Origin of the sequence: Corallococcus sp. AB011P (assembly GCF_003611605.1) — a bacterium.
Lineage (GTDB): Bacteria > Myxococcota > Myxococcia > Myxococcales > Myxococcaceae > Corallococcus > Corallococcus coralloides.
Genome location: NZ_RAVX01000006.1, coordinates 341,434 through 357,199 on the forward strand (window position 1 = coordinate 341,434; position 15,766 = coordinate 357,199).

Annotated in this window: 16 protein-coding genes; 6 read left to right on the forward strand and 10 right to left on the reverse strand. The window is 70.1% G+C overall.

Annotation, left to right across the window (positions count from 1 at the left end; all coding sequences use genetic code 11):
- The first annotated feature begins 17 nt into the window (after positions 1–17).
- The gene (locus D7X30_RS19555) at positions 18–1,190 is read left to right on the forward strand and encodes a glycosyltransferase family 4 protein (protein ID WP_120564442.1); all 1,173 of its coding nucleotides are present in this window, start codon (positions 18–20) and stop codon (positions 1,188–1,190) included.
- A 42-nt stretch (positions 1,191–1,232) separates the two neighbouring features.
- On the opposite strand, the gene D7X30_RS19560 is transcribed toward D7X30_RS19555, so the two are convergent.
- The 10 genes from D7X30_RS19560 to ccmA form a co-directional block, all read right to left on the reverse strand.
- Positions 1,233–2,192, reverse strand: coding sequence for a tetratricopeptide repeat protein (locus D7X30_RS19560; protein ID WP_120564443.1), 960 nt, complete (start codon positions 2,190–2,192; stop codon positions 1,233–1,235).
- Between the two features lie 3 nt (positions 2,193–2,195).
- Positions 2,196–2,699 carry a cytochrome c-type biogenesis protein gene (locus D7X30_RS19565; protein ID WP_120564444.1) on the reverse strand — a complete coding sequence of 168 codons (504 nt, stop codon included), beginning with the start codon at positions 2,697–2,699 and terminating at the stop codon, positions 2,196–2,198.
- Between the two features lie 113 nt (positions 2,700–2,812).
- On the reverse strand, positions 2,813–4,048 hold the full coding sequence (locus tag D7X30_RS19570; RefSeq protein ID WP_147443247.1) for a zinc ribbon domain-containing protein: 1,236 nt from the start codon (positions 4,046–4,048) through the stop codon (positions 2,813–2,815).
- Between the two features lie 155 nt (positions 4,049–4,203).
- Complete coding sequence (locus D7X30_RS19575) at positions 4,204–4,764, reverse strand: redoxin domain-containing protein (protein WP_120564446.1); 561 nt, start codon at positions 4,762–4,764, stop codon at positions 4,204–4,206.
- Positions 4,761–6,785 (reverse strand): heme lyase CcmF/NrfE family subunit, encoded by a 2,025-nt coding sequence (locus D7X30_RS19580; RefSeq protein WP_120564447.1) that lies wholly within the window; start codon positions 6,783–6,785, stop codon positions 4,761–4,763. Before D7X30_RS19580 ends, D7X30_RS19575 begins: the two co-directional genes overlap by 4 nt.
- The gene (locus D7X30_RS19585) at positions 6,782–7,276 is read right to left on the reverse strand and encodes a cytochrome c maturation protein CcmE (RefSeq protein ID WP_120548240.1); all 495 of its coding nucleotides are present in this window, start codon (positions 7,274–7,276) and stop codon (positions 6,782–6,784) included. Before D7X30_RS19585 ends, D7X30_RS19580 begins: the two co-directional genes overlap by 4 nt.
- A gap of 4 nt (positions 7,277–7,280) precedes the next feature.
- Positions 7,281–7,451 (reverse strand): hypothetical protein, encoded by a 171-nt coding sequence (locus D7X30_RS42340; protein WP_199724437.1) that lies wholly within the window; start codon positions 7,449–7,451, stop codon positions 7,281–7,283.
- 2 nt (positions 7,452–7,453) lie between these two features.
- Positions 7,454–8,167 carry a cytochrome c biogenesis protein CcsA gene (gene ccsA, locus D7X30_RS19590; RefSeq protein WP_120564448.1) on the reverse strand — a complete coding sequence of 238 codons (714 nt, stop codon included), beginning with the start codon at positions 8,165–8,167 and terminating at the stop codon, positions 7,454–7,456.
- Between the two features lie 3 nt (positions 8,168–8,170).
- Positions 8,171–8,875, reverse strand: coding sequence for a heme exporter protein CcmB (locus D7X30_RS19595; protein WP_120564449.1), 705 nt, complete (start codon positions 8,873–8,875; stop codon positions 8,171–8,173).
- Entirely contained in the window at positions 8,872–9,537 is a 666-nt protein-coding gene (gene ccmA, locus D7X30_RS19600) for a heme ABC exporter ATP-binding protein CcmA (RefSeq protein WP_120564450.1), read from the reverse strand. The genes D7X30_RS19595 and ccmA overlap by 4 nt, the downstream gene beginning before the upstream one ends.
- A gap of 410 nt (positions 9,538–9,947) precedes the next feature.
- Between ccmA and D7X30_RS19605 the strand changes: the two genes are divergently transcribed.
- From D7X30_RS19605 to exoP, 5 genes are all read left to right on the forward strand, one after another.
- Entirely contained in the window at positions 9,948–11,186 is a 1,239-nt protein-coding gene (locus tag D7X30_RS19605; RefSeq protein WP_233591673.1) for a polysaccharide deacetylase family protein, read from the forward strand.
- On the forward strand, positions 11,183–12,700 hold the full coding sequence (locus D7X30_RS19610) for a lipopolysaccharide biosynthesis protein (protein ID WP_120564452.1): 1,518 nt from the start codon (positions 11,183–11,185) through the stop codon (positions 12,698–12,700). The genes D7X30_RS19605 and D7X30_RS19610 overlap by 4 nt, the downstream gene beginning before the upstream one ends.
- 103 nt (positions 12,701–12,803) lie before the next feature.
- Entirely contained in the window at positions 12,804–13,334 is a 531-nt protein-coding gene (locus tag D7X30_RS19615; protein WP_120564453.1) for a serine O-acetyltransferase, read from the forward strand.
- A gap of 33 nt (positions 13,335–13,367) precedes the next feature.
- Positions 13,368–14,429, forward strand: a complete 1,062-nt coding sequence (locus D7X30_RS19620) for a glycosyltransferase family 4 protein (protein WP_120564454.1) — start codon at positions 13,368–13,370, stop codon at positions 14,427–14,429.
- A gap of 87 nt (positions 14,430–14,516) precedes the next feature.
- The gene (gene exoP / locus D7X30_RS19625) at positions 14,517–15,719 is read left to right on the forward strand and encodes a spore coat polysaccharide biosynthesis glycosyltransferase ExoP (RefSeq protein WP_120564455.1); all 1,203 of its coding nucleotides are present in this window, start codon (positions 14,517–14,519) and stop codon (positions 15,717–15,719) included.
- Positions 15,720–15,766: the final 47 nt, after the last annotated feature.

Sequence of the window (15,766 nt, forward strand, 5' to 3'; positions counted from 1 at the left end):
TGCGAGGGGGAGGGCGTATGAAGGGGCTTCGCATCGCGCTGCTGATAAGCATGGCTCCACGCAAGCAGGGCTCGTTGGAGGACTGGATTCACGCTTTCTGCTGGGAGGCCGCGCGGCGCGGTCACCAGGTGGATGTCTGGCTTCACCAGCCCATGCTTCCGTCCTTCGTCACGGAGCTGAAGGCGAGTGGCGCGCGGGTGGATGACCTGGGGGAGTTCGAGCGCTCAGGGCTGGTCAGCATGACGCGGCGTCTGGCGGGTCATGACGTCATCCACCTCAACTTCCTGGCCCCGCGCAGCAGCATCGCGATGGCGGCCTACGCGGCGTGGCCCTCCCAGGTGTTGTACACGGCCCACTCGGACCTCATCGACAAGGCCGAGAACGTGGTGCGCCGGAGCCTGCGCTGGGTGGTGAACCAGGCCACCATGGTCCGCGTGCACAGCCTGGCTGGTGTCTCCGAGCACGTGCGCGTCAAGGAGGGCCGGCGCTTCGGGCTCCATCCCCACCGCTCCCGCACCATTTTCAATGGCGTGGACACCCGGCGCTTCCATCCCCGCGCGCGCTCGCGGCCCGAGGGGAAGGTGGAGCTCATCACCATCGCCAACCTCGTGGAGAGCAAGGGCGTGCACCACCTCTTGGGGGCGCTCGGACGCCTGCGCTCGCCCCGGGGGCGCCTGCGCGTCGTCGGAGATGGTCCGGCGCAGCAGTCCCTTCGTGTGCTCGCGGTACAGCTCGGCCTCCAGCACCAGACGGAGTTCCTGGGGCTGCGCAGCGACGTCCAGGACCTGCTCGGAACGTCGGACATCTGCATCCAGCCCTCGCTGGTGGAGGCCTTCGGTCTCACCGTCGCGGAAGCCATGGCCTGCGGCTGCGCCGTGGTGGCCTCACGGGTCGGCGGCATCCCCGAGCTCATTCATCACGGCAGGACCGGTCTGCTGGTGGAGCCCGGAGACGAGGCCGGCTTCGCCGCCGCGCTCGAATGCCTGCTGGACGACCCGGTATCGAGGTATCAGCTCGGTGCTGCCGCACGCCAGCGGGCCTGCGAAGCCTTCGAGCTCTCCAGCGCCGTGCGCCGTCACGTGGACTGGTGCGAGGACGCCGCCGGGTATGTCTCCCGGGCTCGCGTCCGGCGCACCCCCGCTTCGTTTCTCCCCAAAGCCTATCTCATGCATCCTGAGACAGCCGGGTGAGCTGGCGCCCGGGGGGCGCTCCGGCCCCTTCCGTGCGGACGGCTACTGCTGGCCCGCTTCCGCGCGCAGCTGGGCGATGGCGGGGGCCAGCTGCGGGGGCTGCATGTTCTTGGGCACTTCCACCGTGAAGCGTTCGAAGTGCTCCAGCGCGCCGGCCTTGTCGCCGCGGCGCAGCGACAGGCTGCCCAGGAAGATGAGCGCCTCCTGCGCGTCCGGCCACGTGTCCACCAGCTCCGTCAGCTCCTGCTCCGCGCCCTGCAGGTCGCCCTGCGACGCCGCGCGCAGCACGCCCCGGTGCACCCGCAGCTCCACGTTGAACGGATCCACCGCCAGGCCCTTCAGCGTCACCTTCAGCGCTTCGTCGAACTGCTGCTGACGGATGAGCTCGTGGCTCAGCATCGACGCGGCCTCCACGTCGCCCGGGTTCGACGCCAGCCGCTGGCGCGCCTGCTCCAGCTCGTCGTTCATCTCGGGCATCTGCTGCATCTGCTGCTGGGCCATGCCCGGCGGCGTCGCGCCCGTGCCCATCTGGCCCTCCTCACGCGGCTTCTGCTCGGAGACGAGCAGGTAGCCCAGCCCTCCGAAGAAGACCACCACGCCCGCCCCCCACATCGCGCCCACCATCTGCGGGTTGCGCGAAGCCCAACCCGTGGGCGCCGGCACGTTGCGCGCGGGCGCCTTCACTCCCGCCGCCTGCCGCTTCTGGTGCTCGTCCTTCGCGCGCAGCGCCGCGGCCGCTTCCTTCTCCAGCCGCGCCTTCTCCGCCGTGTAGTGCTCCGCGGTGAAGTGGTGCTTCTCCGCCTCCAGCGTGCGCAGCTGCTCGATGAGCGACTGCGCCCGCTGCGCCAGGTCGTCCGCCGTGCCGTCCGCCTTCGTCGTGGTGTCCTGCGGCAGCGCGCTCCCCGTCTTCATCTTCATGTAGAGGAGCCACACGGCCGCCAGCACGAAGGCGACCGACAGGACGATGATTCCGGGCAACCAGTTGGTGGGCTCGGGCTGCATGGCTTAGCGCTCCAGCTCCCGGCGCACGGCCTGGAGGTAGGGGTCCGCATCGTCCGTGGACGGCGCGGGCGTGGAAGGGGAGGGGACCGGCGCGGCTTCCGCGGGCGCGGCGCCCTCGGGCAATGGCTGACGCTGCTTCAGGATGACGAAGAGGCCGCCCAGCACCAGCGCGACGGGCCCCAGCCACACGAACCAGTTGAAGCCCTCCGCGCGCGGCTCCAGCAGCACCCACTCGCCGTAGCGCGCCACGAAGTAGTCGACGATTTCGGTGTCCGTCTTTCCGTCGGAGACCAGCTCGCGCACCTTGTCCAGCTGCGCGCGCGCCATGGACGACGGGCTGTCCGCGACCGACAGGCCCTGGCACACCGCGCAGCGCAGCTTCTTCGCCAGCTGCTGCACCCGCGCCTCCTGGGCCGGCGCGAGCGGATCACTCGCGGCCTGCTGCGGCGCGAACTGCCCCGTGGCAAGGCTCAGGGCGAGGGTCAACGAGACGAGGACGGCATTCATCGGGGGCTCCAGCGGGGGCCGTCCCTAACTACCGCCCCCTGACGGGTATTGCACACGGAATCCTGGGCCGCACGCCCGCCGCCCGGGCAGCCCTTCCGACTGAAGCCGGCAGCCTAGCCCCGATAGCCCGAGTCGGGCTCGGTCTCCAGGTCCTGGTCCGGGTCGTAGGGGTCGTCCTCTGGCGGCAGGAACTCGGCCGGCTCGTCGCGGCCCAGCGCCTGGCGCACGGCATGGAAGCCCACCGCCCCCAGGCCCAGGAGGAACGCGATGGGGCCCACCGCGAGCTTCACCCCCACGAGCGCCCAGAGCAGGCTCACGCTCACCGCGCCCACCGGCGCCCACTTGAGGAGGGCCGGGCGCTCCACGTCCGGCCGCAGCGCCGCGAGCACGAGCACCGACAGGAGCACCAGCAGCGGCAGCTCCGACACCGGCAGGTCCCAACCCGAGCGCGACGCGACGCCGGCCCCCGCGCTGTAGAGCGAGTCGTCCGAGGGCCGCGTCGTGGGAATCACGCGCAGCTCGGACGGCACGCCACGCACGCTGCCCGGCACCGGCGCGTTGTCCGGCACGGGCGAGCCGTCCGCCATCACCTTGCCCCACGGCAGGAAGAGCGCCACCACGCACACCGCCACGCCCGCCAGCGCCAGCACCCGGGGGAAGCCCAGGAGCGAGCGCAGGTCGAAGTGGCGCGCCACGCCGTCCGGCTCCGCGATGACCAGCCGGTACTGCTCCACGGCGATGAGCGCCGTCCCCGCCGCCCAGATGGGGAAGAGCAGGTTGAAGCCGGAGAGCAGCCGCACCGACAGCGCCACCAGCAGCAGCGTGAACGCGGCGGGGATTTCCGGCCGCATCAGCACCAGCGGCACGGAGTCCACCCAGCCGGGCGCGTTGCCGTCGCGGCGCAGCTCCCTCGCGACGAGCGCCACGCTGCCCACCAGCGACAGCAAGGCCCCCAGCACGCCCACGCTGGGGAAGAAGGGCAGGATGGACAGCACCAGCGAGAACGCCACCAGCCCCACGCCCAACACGCTCTGTGAGTGGCCCGGCACGTCCTTCAGCCAGCGGGGGCCCGTGTACGGATCCTCGTCCTCGTAGGCGTCCTCCGGCGGAGGCTGTGCCTTGGAGCCGCGCGGGGGCGGAGCGCCGCTGCCCTGTCGCCGGGCCTCCTCCTCCTCGTCCAGGATCTCCGCCGCGTAGGCCGGCTCGGACATGGGACGGCTGGGGCGGTTGCTCCTGGCGCTGCTGGCACGGGGCGGGGGCGCGGGACGCGCGGGCATCTTCGCGCCGCAGTTCTCGCAGTACATCAGGCGGACGTCCGCCGCGCTTTCACCGCACTCGGGGCACTGCATGGGGAGCCCACCTCGCTGGAGCAGGGGCCGGGGGAAGCCCTCGCGAACGACGCCGACAGCAGGGACTTACTACGGATTCCAGGGCCCCCGCGAGGCGGCCCCGGGACGCCCTCTCGGGCTCACGGGTGCCTGCCTTCCAAGCGGGCGGAGTTGACTCAGTCCCGGCGCGAGGTTTCCGCCGTCGGACGGGCCGCGGGCTGGGTCAGCTCCTGCACCCGGGTGGCCAGCGTCTTCGGGTCGATGGGGCCCACGTGCTTGCCGCGGATGATGCCCTGCGCGTCGATGAAGTACGTCTCCGGCACGCCCGCGACGCCGTAGTCCACTGCCATGCGCGAGCGTTCATCCATCAGCTGCGGGAAGCTCGCGCCCATGCGGCGCAGGAAGTCGCGCGCGTTGGGCTCCGTGTCCTCGAAGACGACGCCCATGAACACGGCCTGGGCGCCCAGCTCGCGCGCGCCCCACTCGAGCACCGGGTGCTCGTACTTGCAGGGCCCGCACCACGACGCCCAGAAGTTGATGACCACCGGGCGGCCCTTCAGGTCCGCCATCGTCACGGCGTCGCCGCCGTCCAGCGGCTTGAGCGTGAAGGCCGGAGCGGCCGCGCCCTTCAGCATGAAGGGCACCTCGTGCGGATCCCGCCCGAAGCCCTGGAAGAGGACGAAGAGCAGCGCCGCCCCCACCGCGGCGAACACCAGGGGAAGCCGCCAGCGCTTCACGCCGCACCCCGCTCGGCGTCCGTGCCCGGCAGGGGAGGCGACGCGCCCACCGTCGGCGCGTCCGCGCGAAGCACCGCCGCCCGGCGCGCAGGCCATACGGCGATGAGCGTGCCCAGCATCAGGAGCGGCAGGCTGTACCAGATCCATCCCACCAGCGGGAACACCCAGACGTTGAAGCTCGCCGTGCCCGTCGTCTCGCTGAAGGCCATCAGCGAGATGTACAGGTCCTCCTTCGGCGACTCACGCACCGCGGGCGTGCCCACGGGGTCCGTGCTCCGCTCGTAGTAGTTCATGCGCGGGCGCACCTCCGTCACGTCGCCGTTGGGCGCCGTCACCTCCAGGCGCGCGGCGACGTAGGTGCGGTGCGGCTCCTCGCCACTGGACAGGCCCAGGTACTTCAGCTGGTAGCCGTCCAGCATCATCGTGCCGTCCTTCTTCAGCGTGCCGGACGTGTGCTTCACGTACGCGCTGGAGGCCGCCACGGCGACGATGATGAGCACGATGCCCAGGTGCACCACGTAGCCGCCGAAGCGCCGGCGCGACTTGCTCGTCGCGGTGGTCAGCGCCGTGACGAAGCCTTCCTTGCGCTCGGTCATGCGCACGCGCACCGGCACCACCAGCTCGCGCAGGGTGATGAGGGTGACGAAGCCCGCCAGGCCGAACGTGAGCAGCGGGTACACACCGCGCAGCCCCGCCGCGTAGCAGGCGATGGTGATGGCCACGCCCACCGCCGCGGGGATGAGGAACTGCCGGCGCAGCGTGGCCTTGTCCGGCGTGCCCCACGGCAGCACCGGGCCCACACCCATGAGGAAGAGCACCGCGATGCCGCCCGGCACCGCCATCTTGTTGAAGTACGGCTCACCCACGCTCACGCGGATGCCGCGCACGGCCTCCGACACCAGCGGGTAGAGCGTGCCCAGCAGCACCGTGAAGGTGATGGCCACGAACACCAGGTTGTTCACCAGGATGCTCGCCTCGCGCGACATCAGCGACGAGAGCCGGCCCTCCGGCGCCAGCAGGTGGCCGCGCGTGGCCAAGAGGCCAATGCACACCACCAGCAGGACGGCGATGAAGACGAGGAACGTGGGCCCGATGTCCGACTGGGTGAACGAGTGCACCGAGTTGAAGATGCCGGAGCGGGTCATGAACGTGCCCAGGATGGTGAGCACGAACGACGCCAGCGCGAGGCTCAGCGTCCACAGCTTCAGCATCCGCTTGCGCTCCTGCACCATGGTGGAGTGCATGAACGCCGTCGCGGTCAGCCACGGCAGGAACGACGCGTTCTCCACCGGATCCCACGCCCAGTAGCCGCCCCAGCCCAGCACGGCGTACGCCCACCACGAGCCCAGCACGATGCCCAGCGTGAGGAACATCCACGCGATGAGCGTCCAGCGCCGCAGGGGCGCCATCCACGCTTCACCAATCTCCCCGCGCAAGAGGCCCGCCACGGCGACGCCGAACGGCACCGTCATGCCCACGTAGCCCGCGTAGAGCATGGGCGGGTGGATGATCATCAGGAAGTGGTTCTGCAGCAGCGGGTTGGGGCCCGGACCGTCCGCCGGCACCGGCGACACGGCGCCCCAGGGGTTGGCGGGGCCCGCGATGAGGAAGGCGAAGAAGACGCCCACGGCCAGCATGGTGCCCAGCGCCAGCTGCATGTAGCGCGCGTGCTCCTTGCGGTGCACCCAGGCGAACGCCGCCAGGTACACGCCCATGATGAGGCCCCAGAAGAGGATGGAGCCTTCCAGCGCGCTCCACAGCGACACGATGGTGTAGATGAGCGGCGTCGCGCGGCTGCCCACCTGGGCCACGTACTTCACGCTGAAGTCGTGGTTGATGAGCGCTTCCACCATCACCAGGTTGCTGCCGATCATGCACGCGGCGAAGCCCCACACCGCGCGCAGCACCCAGGGGTAGCTGGCGTCGTTGCGGCGCATGCCGCCCACCAGTCCCAGGATGGCGCCGAAGGCGGCGAAGGCCAGGCCCGCGAGGACCAGCCCATAGCCCAGCATTCCGTTCACGGCGCCCCCGGCGGCGTCGCGGTCGCGGTGGTGGCGCCTTCAGCCAGCGTGTCCTGCCACTTGCGCGGCTCCTCGCCTTCCTTGGGCGCGCGGTACTCGTTGGAGTGGTTCACCATCAGCCGGTTGGACGTGAAGACGCCGGACTTGTCGTAGGTGCCCTCCACCACGACGCCGATCTTCTCGCGGAACATCTGCGGGGGCGTCTCCAGCGAGCGCACGTGCACGCTCTTCGCGTCCGCGTCCGGGCCGTCCGCCACGCGGAAGTCCAGCGTGGTGTGGCCTTCATTCCACTGGATGCTGCCCGGCTGCACCACGCCGCCCAGGCGGATGGTGGCCGTGTAGGCCTTGTCCCCGTTGGAGAGCAGCTCCGACGGGCTCCAGTAGTAGACGAGGTTGTCCCCGATGTTGCCAAAGGCGATGAAGCCAAGGCCGGCGCCGGCGAAGAGCAGGGCTCCCAGCGCGATGAGGCGGTTGCGGTTGACGGGCGTCATGGGCTCACTCCTTCGAATCGGCAGCGGCGCGGGGACGGCGCGCCCAGAGGGACACCGAGTAGAGCACGAAGGCGGCCACGGTGATGCCGTAGCAGGCCCACACATAGCCCCAGCCACCCTGGAGGCGGCCACTGCCCACCTGGGCCAGCAGCATCAGCGACGTCAGCGAGGTCATGTTCAGGCCACCTTCGAGGAATGGGTCGCGCGCTGCGCGGGGTCATCCGAGGGCAGCGCGTCCGGCAGCGCCACCTCCGCCTGCCGCTCCGCGAGCGCGGAGCGGTAGCGGTGCACCATGAAGACGATGAGCAGCGCCAGCATGCCGAACGCCGACACGCGCAGGGGCAGCACCATCTGCGGGTCCACCGTCTTGGGGCTGGACTGCACCTGGTGGAGGCTGCGCCACCAGCGCACGGAGAACCACACGATGGGCAGGTTGATGGCCCCGATGATGGCCACCACCGCGCTCCACACCGCGCGCTTCTCCGGGTCCTCCACGAAGCGCCGCAGCACCAGGTAGCCCGTGTAGGACACCAGCAGGATGGCCTCCGACGTCAGGCGCGGGTCCCAGGACCAGTACACGCCCCAGGTGGGGCGGCCCCAGATGGAGCCCGTAATCATGCCCAGCGTGCCGAAGAGCAGGCCGACCTCCGCGGAGGCCTCCGCCATCGCGTCCGTCTTCCACGACTGACGCAGCAGGTACGTCACCGCGGCCACGAAGTTGATGAACATGGCCATCATGGCCATCCACTGGAGCGGCACGTGGACGTACATGATGCGCTGTACTTCGCCCATCTCCCGGTCCGGCGGCGCCCACGCGAGGCCCAGCCACCAGCCCGCGCCCAGCAGCGCCAGCGTCACCGCCGGCAGGCCAAACTTGACGAACTTGTTCATCCTTCAGTCCTCGATGACCCGGGGAAACAGCACGAAGCCCACGCCCCAGTAAATCAGATTGAACCCCAGCAGAAGCCCCTGCCATGAGCCCAGCTGCTGCATCGGGTCACCCTGGAGTACGAGCGTGGTGCCCTTGGCGGCGGAGAGGAGGGCTGGGATGACGAGCGGGAACAATAGCAGAGGAAGCAGCACATCCCGGGCCCGGGCATTGCTGGAGATGGCCGCGTACACGGTCCCTGGGGCGCTGAGCGCCAGGCTGCCCAGGACCAGGATGCCCGCCAGGTCACCGAACCCGGTGACGATGCGCACGCCATACAGGGCCACCATCACCGGCACCAGCACCACCGCCAGCGCCAGGAGCAGCAGGGCGTTGCCCAGCGCCTTGGACAGGAAGATGGCGCGAGCGTCCGCCGGGGCCAGCCGCACGCCGTCCAGGCAGGCGTTCTCCGTCTCCACGCGGAAGGACTCGCCCAGGGACAGCACGCTGGCGAAGAGGATGGCCAGCCACAGGTAGCCGCCCGCGTTGCGCTCCAGGAGCTTCGTGTCCGGGCCCAGCGCGAAGGAGAAGAGCAGCAGCGTGGCCATGGCGAAGAACACCAGCGCGTTGAGCCGCGCGCGGGTGCGCCATTCGATGAGCAGGTCCTTGCGCATGAGGACGAGCGTCGTCGTCAGCAGGCCCGGGCGGCGCTTCGTGTTCGGGGGGCTCATGCCGCCACCGCCCGGCCGTCCTGCAGGTGCAGCCGTTCCTCGCACAGGCTCAGGCCCTGTTCGATGAGGTGCGTGGCCAGCACCACCGTGGTTCCGCCCGCCTTCAATTCCGCGATGACGCCCTCCATGTCCTGGATGCCCGCCGGGTCCAGCTCACCGAAGGGCTCGTCCAGGAGCGCCAGGGCGGGGGCCTTCATCAGGAGCCGCGCGATGGCCAGGCGCTTGCGCATGCCCGCGCTGAAGCCTCGCACCGGGCTGTCCGTGCGGCGGGTGAGGCCCACCCGGTTGAGCAGCGCGTCCGCGACGTCCCGCGGCGCGTCCACGCCCAAGAGGCGCCCCAGCACCATCAGGTTCTGCTGCGCGGTGAGGTCCTCATAGAGGAAGCTGGCGTGGGACAGGAGCGCCACGTCGTGGCGCACGGCTTCACGGTCCTTCACGGCGTCCCGGCCCAGCACCTCCACGCGGCCCGCGGTGGGACCGAGCGCGGTGGCGACGAGGCGCAGGAGCGTCGTCTTCCCGGAGCCATTGTGACCGGTGAGCAGCAGCGAACGGCCGGCGGGCAGCGCGTAGGTGAGCCGCGCCAGCGCCCACCGTCGTCCATAGCGCTTGCTCACGTCATGGAGGGCGAGCGCGGGCGCTGATCCAGAGGGGAGAGGGGGCATCGGCGGGCCGTTTCGTAGCCTTAAACCCCGTTGTTCACCAGTGAAACCCCTGGGGTCGCCCGCCGGAGGACAAGAAGTTTTTACGCCTGCTTCTTCCGCCGCTTTCGCCGGGGGACTGAAAGGTTTTCGCCACGGGTGGGCGCGCGACTGCCCTGGTACACCCAGGTACGACCTCCAGAGGGGCGTTCCTGCCCTCGGGGGCACGGGGTTTCCTGGGGTTACGGGGGATTTCCACCATCTTCCTGCCCTGGCATCCAGCATGCAAACAGGCGGCGCGGGGCCCGGTCCATTGGGGGGAGCGGGCAGACGGCGAAAGCCGCGAGGGAGGCGTGATGGCAGGCAGGGTGTTGCGGCGGGCGGCGAAGGCGGCGGCGGCGGGGTTCCTCCACTACAGCGGGGCGCGCAAGGCGATGGCGGCGTACCGCCGTTCGCAGTCTGGGGGCCGGCGCATCCTCATCGTGAGCTACCACCGCGTGGTGAGCGACTTCACCGGGGAGCTGCAGCGCTCCATCCCGGGGCTGCTCATCTCCCAGGAGACGTTCCGCCGTCACCTGGAGCAGGCGCACGCGGCGGGCTTCGAGCTGGCGAGCATTGGCGACGCGGTGGACGTGATGGCGGGCCGCCGCACCGCGAAGAAGGACCTGTTCGTGGTGACGTTCGACGACGGCTACCGCGACGTGTACCGGTACGCGTACCCGGTGCTGAAGCAGATGGGCGTGCCAGCCATCACCTACCTGCCCACCGCGTTCATCAACACGGACAAGCGCTTCAACCACGACCGGCTGTTCCACCTGCTGCGCCGCGTGCAGGAGCGCCGCTTCCGTCCGGACTACGACACCATGCCCAGCCCGTCGGTGGCGCTGCTGGGGCCCATCCTCACCGGGCAGAAGACGACGTCCGCGGCGCTGGACGACTTCATCGGCGAGCACCCGACGCGCGTGCTCACCGACATCATCGACTCGCTGGAGCAGCAGCTGGGCGGCGGCGCGGACCTGGTGCCGGAGCAGGGCGACGTCATGAACTGGGACGAGGTGCGCCAGATGGCGCGCGACGGCTTCGAGTTCGGCGCGCACACGCTGGGCCACACGGTGCTGACGCTGGAGCCCACGGAGGTGGTGGAGAAGGAGATCCTGGAGTCCAAGCAGACCATCGAGCGCGAGGTCGGCGTCCAGGTGAAGGACTTCGCGTACTGCAACGGCTGGTACTCGGATGAGATGATCCGCGTGCTCAACCAGAACGGGTTCCGCTCCGGCGTCACCACGGAGGACCTGCCCAACCGCGTGGGCGGCGACCCGTTCGCCCTCAAGCGCAAGGTGATGTGGGAGAACTTCAGCCTGGGGATGATGGGGGACTACTCGTCGGCGCTCACGGTGTGCCAGTTCGATGACTGCTTCGGCGTGCTGGGCATGAGCCACCCGGTGCTGGGTCACCGGCCGCACATCCTGGCCCCGATGAACAACACCAACGTGCTCGTCCAGGAGCTGGACGCGACGCTCGCGAAGGCGACGCCGGTGGAAGTCGTGGACGTGACAACGCCGGTGAACGCGACGGACTCGCGGGTTGCGGTGGCGGTGACGGGTGCGCAGGTCGTGGATGCGCCGAACGTGGCCCTTGCCCCGGAGGCGGCGCAGCCGGAGGAGCTCCAGTGAGTGCGTCACCCAAGCCGGCCCCGACCCCGTCGTTCCTGGGGCGGGCCGGCCCGTTGGTGTTGGCCCGGTTGTTCACCGCCGGGCTGACGCTGTCCATTCCGCTCGTGCTCGCCCGGGTGCTTCACCTGGACGAGTACGGCACCTACTACCAGCTGTTCCTCATCGCCACGACGCTGTCGTACGTGCTGCCGTTCGGCGTGGCGCAGAGCCTCTACTACTTCCTGCCCCGCGCGGAGGCGAAGCGGCCCTACCTGGGGCACGCGCTGCTCTTCGTGACGGGCGCGGGCGTCGTGGCGGCGGGGCTGGTGTGGGCCTTCCTGGGCCACGTGGCGGCCTACTTCAACAACCCGGCGCTGATGGAGCACCGCGCGGCGCTGGCGCTCTACACGGCGTTCTTCCTGGGCAGCTTCCCGCTGGAGATTTCGCTCACCAGCCAGGGGAAGACGAAGGCGTCCGCGGTGGTGTACCTGGCGTCGGACGCGGTGCGTTCCGGCGTGATGGTGCTGCCGCCGCTGTTGGGCTTCTCCCTGCACGGGATGATGATCGCCGTGGCCTGCTTCGCGGGCCTGCGCTACGTGGCCGCGTGGTTGGTGTCCCTGCGCGGGTCCACCGGGCCGCTGGTGGACTGGAAGCTGTTCAAGGAGCAGCTGGTGTACGCGGCGCCCTTCGGCGCGGCGATGTGCCTGGCCATCCCCCAGCAGAACGCGCACATGTACGCGGTGGCGGGCGTGGTGGCCCCGGCGGTGTACGCGCTCTACCGGGTGGGCTGCTTCCAGCTGCCGGTGGTGGACCTGCTCTACACGCCCACCAGCGAGGTGCTGATGGTGCGCCTGGGCGAGCTGGAGCGCGAGGGCCGGCTGGAGGAGGGCGTGGAGGCCTTCCGGGAGGCGGCCGGCAAGCTGGCGTACGTGTTCCTGCCGTTCGCGGCGTTCCTCTTCGCGGCGGCGCCGGAGTTCGTGGGGGCCATGTTCGGCCAGAAGTTCCTGCCCGCGGTCCCCATCTTCCGGGTGAGCGTGCTGGGCGTGGTGCTGTCGATCCTGCCCATGGACGGGACGCTCCGGGCCCGGGGACAGACGCGGGCCATCTTCACGTCGTACCTGGTGAAGGCGGTGGTGACGGTGCCGCTGCTCTGGGTGGGCGTGAAGCACTTCGGGATGATGGGCGGCATCGCGTCCTGGGCGCTGGCGGAGATGGTGGGCAAGGGCATGCTGCTCATCCGCGTGCCCCGCGCGCTGTCCACGCCCGAGCGGAAGCTGGGGCTCAAGGACGTCATCCCGTGGCGGGAGCTGGCGCAGGCGTCGCTGGCGGCGTTCGCGGCGGGCGGGAGCATCTTCCTGCTGCGCTCCGGCGTGCATGACACGTGGGTGAACCTGCCCACGGGCTTCCTGTGGCGGGTGCTGCCGCTGGTGGTGGCGGGGCTGCTCTTCGTGGTGGGGTACGTGGGGGGCCTGTATGCGCAAGGCGTTCGCCCGTGGAGCGCATTGCAGTCCCTCCGTCCCCGCCGGGCGGGCTGATTCACCGTCGGGTAGTGCACGCGTGGGGGGCACTTCCCTCCCTACGCGTGGGTACCTACCTTCCAGGCGTCACGGAGTTCGGGTGAGGGCGAGGAGAGGCGTGATGGGATTCGACGCGATGACGTTGTACCGGATGGCGCATGGGCTGAAGAAGCGGGGGGTGCCGTTGCTGCCCGCCGTTCTGCGCAAGGCCATCTACTACCTGCACAGCTCCTACATCCCCGAGGACGCGGAGCTGGGCGAGGGGACGCAGCTGGGCTACGGCGGCATCGGCGTGGTCATCCACAAGGCGGCGAAGGTGGGCCGTCACGTCCTCATCTCTCAACAGGTCACGATTGGCGGACGCTCCGGGCTGGAGGGCGCGCCGGTGATTGGCGACTACGTGCGCATCGGCGCGGGCGCCAAGGTGCTGGGCAACATCCACGTGGGCGACTTCGCGGTGATTGGCGCCAACGCGGTGGTGGTGAAGGACGTGCCTTCGGGCGCGGTGGTCGCGGGCGTGCCCGCGAAGGTCATCCGCCAGGACGCGGATCCGCTCACCACGTACCAGCGTGAGATGGGCCTGTTGCCCACGCGGACGCCGCCGAAGCTCACCCAGGTCCCACGCCCCTCCGCGCAGGTTTCCGCGCGCTAGGCACTTCGCTTCGTTGAAGAAGGGGCTTCCTTCATGCGCGTGCTGCTCGTCGGGGACTACCCGCCGCCGTACGGGGGCGTGGCCATCCACGTCCGTCAACTCCATCAATTTCTGCGCGACCGCGGGGTCGAGGCGAAGGTGCTCGATATCGGGAAGGGTGGCCGGCCGGCTCCGGACGTCCTCCCCGTTCACGGCGCCGCCGCCTTCGGCCTTCGGCTCGCGGGATTCACCTCCGCGGGCTGGACGGTCCACCTGCACACCAGCGGCAACAACCCGAAGGCGTGGGTGCTGGCGGCGCTGGTGGGCACCATGCCCGGGCCGCGCTCGCCGCGTGTCATCACTCTGCACTCGGGGCTGATTCCGGACTACCTGGCGGAGTCCCAGGCCCGGCGCGTGTTCGCGCGCTCGGCGCTGGCGGGCTACGCGCGGGTGGTGGCGGTGTCCCCGGCGGTGCGCGACGCGGTGGTCGCGTGCGGTGTGCCGGAGGAGAAGGTCGTGGTGCATCCGGCCTTCTGCGGTTCGCAGGTGCGGCCCGGTCCGGTGACGCCGGAGGTGGAGGCCGCGCGGGCCCGGCGACGTCCGCTGCTCGCGATGGCGCACCACCCTTCGCCCGTGTACGGGCGCAAGCAGATGTTCCGCGCGCTGAAGCTCGTGGCGGAAGAGCACCCGGGCGTGGGCCTGGCGCTGTTCGGCCCGGGCACGCGCTCCGAGGAGTTCATCCGCGACGCGCGCGAGCTGGGCGTGGCGGGGCTGCTGGAGGACCTGGGCGAGCTGGAGCACGCGAAGGCGCTGGGGCTCCTGTCCCAGAGCGATGTCTTCATCCGGCCCACGACGCACGACGGGGACTCCATCTCCGTGCGCGAGGCGCTGGCGCTGGGCGTGCCGTGCGTGGCCAGCGACGTGTGCGCTCGGCCGGAGGGCACGCGGTTGTTCAAGGCCGGGGATGAGCGGGCGCTGGCGCAGGCGGTGCGCGACGCGCTGGCGGCGGGCCCGGCGAAGGTGACGGCTCCGGATGCGGGGCCGGTGATGCTGGACATGTACGCGGAGTTGCTGCCGTCCGGCATGGCAGGTGCAGGAACCGTGAACGCGGCGTGACGGAGTGGGGACGGGTTGGGGCGCCTTCGAGTGAGAGGGCGCGCTTCAGGGCTTTCAGCACGGAACTTTTGACTTCAGGAGAAGACGATGCGGCGCAGTGAAGAGATGGACCTGTCGAAGCGGGCCCTTCGTGGGCGGGACCTGGTGGTGTTCTCCAACGACTGGGACGGGGATCCGCTGTCGAAGGTCCACATCATGCGGATCCTCTCGCGGGACAACCGAGTGCTGTGGGTGAACAGCATCGGCAACCGCGCGCCCAAGGCGAACGCGCACGACGCGCAGCGGATCATCAAGAAGCTGAAGACGTTCACCCAGGGCATCAAGGAAGTGGAGCCCAACCTCCACGTGCTGGCGCCGCTGGCGATTCCGTTCTACGGCTCGGAGACGGTGCGCCAGGCGAACCGCCACCTGCTGCGGCTCCAGGTGTTGCGCGCGATGAAGCAGTTGAAGTTCGAGCGCCCCATCTCCTGGAGCTTCCTGCCCGCGTCCGCGCCGGTGTCCGGCACGCTGGGCGAGGACTTCGTCGTGTACCACTGCGTGGACGAGTTCTCCGCGTTCAGCGACACGAACGGCAAGCACATCGCGGAGCTGGAGGAGCGCCTCTTGCGCCGCGCGGACATGTGCATCACGTCCGCGGAGCGCCTGTATGAGAACAAGAAGCGCGTGAACCCTCGCACGGTGCTGGTGCGCCACGGCACGGACCACGCGCACTTCGTGAAGGCGTGCGACCCGGCCACGAAGATTCCGGAGGACATCGCGAAGCTGCCCAAGCCCATCATCGGCTTCTTCGGGCTGGTGGCGGACTGGATTGATCAGGACGCCATCATCGCGTGCGCGAAGGCGCACCCGGAGGGCTCGGTGGTCATCGTGGGCAAGACGACGCCGGACTGCGATGACAGCCGCCTGCGCGCGGTGCCCAACATCCACATGCTGGGGCGCAAGCCGTACGCGGACCTGCCGGGCTACAACAAGGCGTTCGACGTGGCGCTCAACCCGTTCGTCATCAACGAGCTGACGCTGAACTCCAACCCGCTGAAGGTGCGCGAGTACCTGGCGTCCGGCCTGCCGGTGGTGTCGTCGGATCTGCCGGAGGTCCGCAAGGTGGGCCTGTGCCGCATCGCGACCACGCCCGAGGACTACGTGAAGCAGGTCAACGCGGCGCTGGCGGACAACCCGGGCCCGAACCGGGAGCGCGCGGAGAAGATCTTCCACGAGAGCTGGGAGGCGCGCGTGGCGGAGATCCGTCAGCACGTGGGTGAGGCGATGCTCGCGGCGGGCAAGAAGCTGTAGGTCCGGTCCGGTACCGGGCGACAAGGAGGCGCGGGTCCGGAGCGTGT